Annotated in this window: 3 protein-coding genes and 1 pseudogene; all 4 read right to left on the reverse strand. The window is 78.1% G+C overall.

Annotation, left to right across the window (positions count from 1 at the left end):
* The coding region (locus tag KSNIM_RS26245; RefSeq protein ID WP_263105590.1) for an ABC transporter ATP-binding protein at positions 1-769 on the reverse strand (769 nt) is incomplete at its 3' end.
* Positions 766-1,872 carry a CbiQ family ECF transporter T component gene (locus KSNIM_RS26250; RefSeq protein ID WP_263105591.1) on the reverse strand — a complete coding sequence of 369 codons (1,107 nt, stop codon included), beginning with the start codon at positions 1,870-1,872 and terminating at the stop codon, positions 766-768. The genes KSNIM_RS26250 and KSNIM_RS26245, both read right to left, overlap by 4 nt.
* Positions 1,873-1,890: 18 nt before the next feature.
* Positions 1,891-2,538, reverse strand: coding sequence for an SCO2322 family protein (locus KSNIM_RS26255; protein ID WP_263105592.1), 648 nt, complete (start codon positions 2,536-2,538; stop codon positions 1,891-1,893).
* A pseudogene (locus KSNIM_RS26260) lies at positions 2,535-3,196 on the reverse strand (hypothetical protein); the annotation flags it as partial. The pseudogene KSNIM_RS26260 and the gene KSNIM_RS26255, both read right to left, overlap by 4 nt.

Raw genomic sequence — 3,196 nt, forward strand, 5'->3', positions numbered from 1 at the left:
GGACGGACAGCGGCAGCGGCGACCAGCCGGCGGCCCGGCCGAGGGCGACCACCGGCGGGTGGACGGGGGAGTGCGCCATGATCGCGGCCGGCTCGCCGAGCTCCGGCGCCCGGCCGGGGCCGGGCAGCAACAGCACCTGGTCGGCGTACTGGACGACCCGCTCCAGCCGGTGCTCGGCCATCAGCACGGTGGTGCCGAGGTCGTGGACGAGCCGCTGCAGCACCGCCAGCACCTCCTCGGCGGCGCCCGGGTCGAGCGCGGAGGTCGGCTCGTCCAGCACCAGCACCCGGGGGTGGACGGTGAGCACCGAGCCGATCGCGACCCGCTGCTGCTGGCCGCCGGAGAGCGAGGTGAGGGCGCGGTCGCGCAGGTCGGCGAGGCCGAGCAGGTCGAGGGTCTCCTCGACGCGGCGCCGCATCACGTCCGGGGCGAGGCCCAGCGACTCCATGCCGTAGGCGAGTTCGTCCTCGACGGTGTCGGTGACGAAGTGCGCCAGCGGGTCCTGGCCGACGGTGCCGACGACGTCGGCGAGGTCCCGCGGGCGGTGGGTGCGGGTGTCCCGTCCGGCGACGGTGACCCGGCCGTGCAGGGTGCCGCCGGTGAAGTGCGGGACGAGCCCGCTGACCGTGCCCAACAGGGTCGACTTGCCCGAGCCGGACGGGCCGACGACCAGGCAGAGCTCGCCCTCCGGCACGGTCAGGTCGACCCCGGTCAGCGCGGGCTCGGCGGAGTCGGCGTAGGTGACCGACACCTGCTCGAAGGTGATCACGAGCTCCTCCGGGGCGGGACGGGGGCGGCAGCCGCCGGCACCAGGCCGACCAGCACGGCGGCCACGGCGGGCAACGGCAGGGAGGGGATCTCCGGCGGCACCACGGACGGGGCGAACGCCGCCGGGTACCGTCCGGAGCACCAGATCGTCAGGACCGCGACGGCGACGCCCGAACCGGCCACCAGCCACTCCCGGACGGCCCACGGGTCGGGCCGGTAGCGGGTGCGCAGGCTGCGCCGGCCGCCGAGCAGCAGCCCGGCACCGGCCGAGGCCAGCCCGAGCAGCAGCACCGGCAGCGCCCAGCCGCTGCCGGCCGCGCCGAGCAGCCCGTACAGGGCGGCGCAGATGCCGAGCAGGCCGAGCAGGGTGAGCGCGGCGGTGGCCCGGGCGAGACGGCGCGGCACGTCGGAGGTGCGGCCGAAGCCGCGGGTGTCCATCGCCGCGGCGAGCGCGACCGAGCGCTCCAGCGCGCCCTCCAGGACCGGCAGCCCGACACTCAGCAGGGCGGCGACGCCGCGGTCGTCCCGGCCGCGCAGCCGGCGGGCGGCCCGCAGCCGCCGCACGTCGGCGACCAGGTTCGGTGCGAAGGTCATCGCGACCACCGCGGCCAGCCCCGCCTCGTACAGGGCGCCGGGCAGGGCGCGCAGCAGCCGGGTCGGCGAGGCGAGCGCGTTGGCGGCGCCCACGCAGACCAGCAGCACGGCCAGCTTCAACCCCTCGTACAGGGCGAACAGCAGGCCCTCCAGGGTGATCGCGCCACCCACCCGGACGCCCTGCGCCCACGACGGCAGCGGCAGTTGCGGCAGGGTCAGCAGCACGTGGGTGCCCTGCACGGGCGAGCCGAGCAGCACGGTGAACGCCATCCGCATGCCCAGCACCAGCAGCCCGAGCCGCAGGAAGGCCCCGTACGAGCGGGACCACGGCTCGTCGCCGCGGCGGGCGGCGACGACGTACCCGGCGACCGCGCCGATCAGCAGGAGCAGCAGCGGGTTGGTGGTGCGGGAGGCGGCGGCCGCGAGGCCGAGCGCCCACAGCCACCAGGCCCCGGGGTGCAGGTGACGCGGGCCGACGGCGGGGCGCGCGGCGGTGCGGGTTCGTGGCACGGCGGTCTCCGGACGTCGTCAGCGGCGGCGGCGCAGCTGCCACCAGGCGCCGGCACCGAGCAGCAGGACGAGGGCGCCGCCGAGCACCGGGCCGGTCAGGCCGGTGCCCCCGGACGGGGAGCCGGACGCGGCGGGGGCCCCGGCGTCCACCGCCTCGCCGCAGCCGGCCCGCGGGTAGCCGGCGATCGCGCACAGCATGCCCGCGCTGTCGTAGCGCAGCGGCGGGGCGACGGCGGCGAGCACCTCGGCGGAGGTGGCGGCGGCCGGTACCGAGGCGCAGGCCGTCCGGGCGGCGGGCAAGGTGCCCGCGCCCCTCGGGGCGTCGGCGGGGGTGCCGAAGTCGAGCACCACGCCGACCCGCTTGCGGCCCTGCTGCGCCGGGGTTGCGGCGCACAGCGCGGCGAAGTCCCCGGCGGTGCCGGGCCGGGCGGCCTCCTTCCCGCCGTCCGGGCTCAGCGCGAACCGCCAGCCGTCGACCGCGCCGTCGGCCGGCACGTACACCGCCGGGCCCTGCTGCTGGTACGCCCAGGCGCCGCCGGTCGACTTCCAGAACGACCAGTAGCGGTAGTCCGCGGCCTGCGCGGGGCCGGCCGGCAGCAGCACGAGGAGGGCGGCCGGGACGGCGGCGAGCAGGGCCGCCGCCGTCCGGCGCAGCGCGCTGGTCACTGCTGCCCGTCGTCCTTCGCCGGGGTGTTCGCGGCGGCGGCCGCGGCGGCCTGCCGGCGGCGGTTGAGGCTGATCATCAGCCCGCCGCCGATGCCGACCACCAGGCCGGTGCCGACCAGCCAGATCGGCGAGAAGCCGCCGTTGTCCTCGCCGTCGGCGATGCCGGAGCCGGGCGCCGCGGTGCCGTCGGGGTTGGCCGAGGCGGCCGAGGCCGCCGCCGACGGCAGCGAGGCCGGCTTCGGACCGGAGTCCACCAGCAGCTGCACCAGGTTGGTGCCGCCGAAGTTGTACGGGTCGAGCTTGGCGGCCTTCGCGACCAGCAGCAGCGTCGCGGCGGCCGCCGGGTCGGTGCCGTTCTTGCCCTTCGCGGCCCAGGCGTAGCCGTTGCCGGCCAGCCAGTCGGCGGCGCCCGCGGCCTGGTGCGGGTGGCCCGCGCGGACCAGCGAGAGCACCGCCCAGGAGGTGGCGTTCAGGTCCGGGGCCGGCTCGGCGCCGGGGGTGGTCAGCATCAGGTGCTGGCCGTTGGCGTTCAGCTGCCCGACCAGGTACGCGGAGGCGGCCTCGGCGGACTGTGCGGCCGGCACGGCCGCAGCGGCGGTGCCCGCCGGGCAGGCGAGGGCGGCGGGCGCGGCGTCCACCCGGTCGGTGGTGGCCACCG

Origin of the sequence: Kitasatospora sp. DSM 101779, from assembly GCF_025655475.1 — a bacterium.
GTDB lineage: Bacteria > Actinomycetota > Actinomycetes > Streptomycetales > Streptomycetaceae > Kitasatospora.